This is a genomic window from Sporolactobacillus vineae DSM 21990 = SL153, assembly GCF_000377985.1.
Classification (GTDB): Bacteria; Bacillota; Bacilli; order Bacillales; family Sporolactobacillaceae; genus Sporolactobacillus; species Sporolactobacillus vineae.
On record NZ_KB899085.1, the window covers coordinates 1 to 1,361 of the forward strand.

The window sequence follows — 1,361 nt, forward strand, 5'->3', positions numbered from 1 at the left end:
ACGCACCCCCCTCAGATTAAAGTCGCTTAAAACAGGAGACCTGGCCAAACAAGTGCGGGGCATTGACAGTTTCGTTCATATCAGTTGATCCTAATGCGATTGAGCATTGGTATTCCCCATGGACAGATGGTCGAGAAGTGAATTGTTTGAAACACTATGCTTTCCGGCGTCTGATGAGGATGATTCGTTATTCTTTCACAAATGGCGTATTACCGGGATGGAGGTACTTTATCAGGCAAATAAGAAAGGCAGAAACAACGTAGCCCTGTCTGCTGAAGACAGTCAGAGGATTGGTAAACTTATGTGGAAGGAGAGCGTTCATGAATCACAGAATAGCACTATTCGCTGATGTTCATGGAAATATCACGGCTCTGAAAGCCGTGTTTCAGGATACGATTTGCGAAAAGGTGACGGACTACTGGTTCCTTGGGGATTTAATCATGCCGGGTCCCGGCTCCGCAGACTTACTGGATCTGTTAAAAAAGGTGAATACATCCGTGTATGTAAGGGGTAACTGGGAAGACTGTCTCCTTGAGGTATTGGACGGAGCGATTGACATCGCTGATCCTTCAGACGTGTATATCTCAAAACTGGCGGAGTACCAGTCCGAGCATCTGACCAGTTCCAAGATTGAGTGGATCAGGAAACGGCCGTTATCCGTTGTTAAGGAGATCAACGGTCTGAAGATCAGCATTTCACATAATCTTCCTGATAAGAACCATGGAGACGAATTGATTCCGTATCAGTCTCAGGCCAGTTTTGATCGTCTGTTTTCTGGGAATCAATCCGATATTGCCGTCTATGCCCATGTGCATCATCAAATGCTGCGTTACAGCAGTGAAGATCAGCTGATTATCAATCCGGGTTCTGTCGGACAGCCTTTTTCCGAGAGAGAAAAATTTCGTGCAGATATGCGTGCTCAATATGCCATTCTCGATATTGATGACCAGGGTGTACCGCAAATCGCATTTAAAAAAGTTGGTTACGACATTGCTGAAGAGCTGCAAGAGGCGAAGCGCCGGGAAATTCCGTACTTCGAATTGTACAAAGAACTGCTGGAAACGGACCTGATACACACACACGACAAAGCGCTGCTGAGAGAAGTCAATCGTCAACATGGCTATGTCGAAGAGGTCACGGAATTCTTAAGAAAAATAGAAGCTGAAAAAGCGCTGCGTCACAGTTGAGAATGAAGGACTTCTCAAAAAGGTAGAAAATTAAAAATCCCGAAACGGGTACAACCTCGTTTCGGGATTTCAGTTTTTACGTAAGCGTCAAATAATGAACACCTTGAATAAATGAATCTCCATCTGGATGAAGTTCAGATGGAGATTCATGTTAGTTTATAGGAGATTGGCAGC

At 44.7% G+C, this 1,361-nt stretch carries 1 protein-coding gene; it reads left to right on the plus strand.

Features of this window, described 5'->3' with window-relative positions:
- The first annotated feature begins 320 nt into the window (after positions 1 to 320).
- Positions 321 to 1,187 carry a metallophosphoesterase family protein gene (locus D889_RS0114775; protein ID WP_010632968.1) on the plus strand — a complete coding sequence of 289 codons (867 nt, stop codon included), beginning with the start codon at positions 321 to 323 and terminating at the stop codon, positions 1,185 to 1,187.
- Positions 1,188 to 1,361: the final 174 nt, after the last annotated feature.

Coding starts and splice junctions, on each gene's coding strand:
- D889_RS0114775 (WP_010632968.1), top strand. CDS start 321: ATGAATCACAGAATAGCACTATTCGCTGATGTTCATGGAAATATCACG.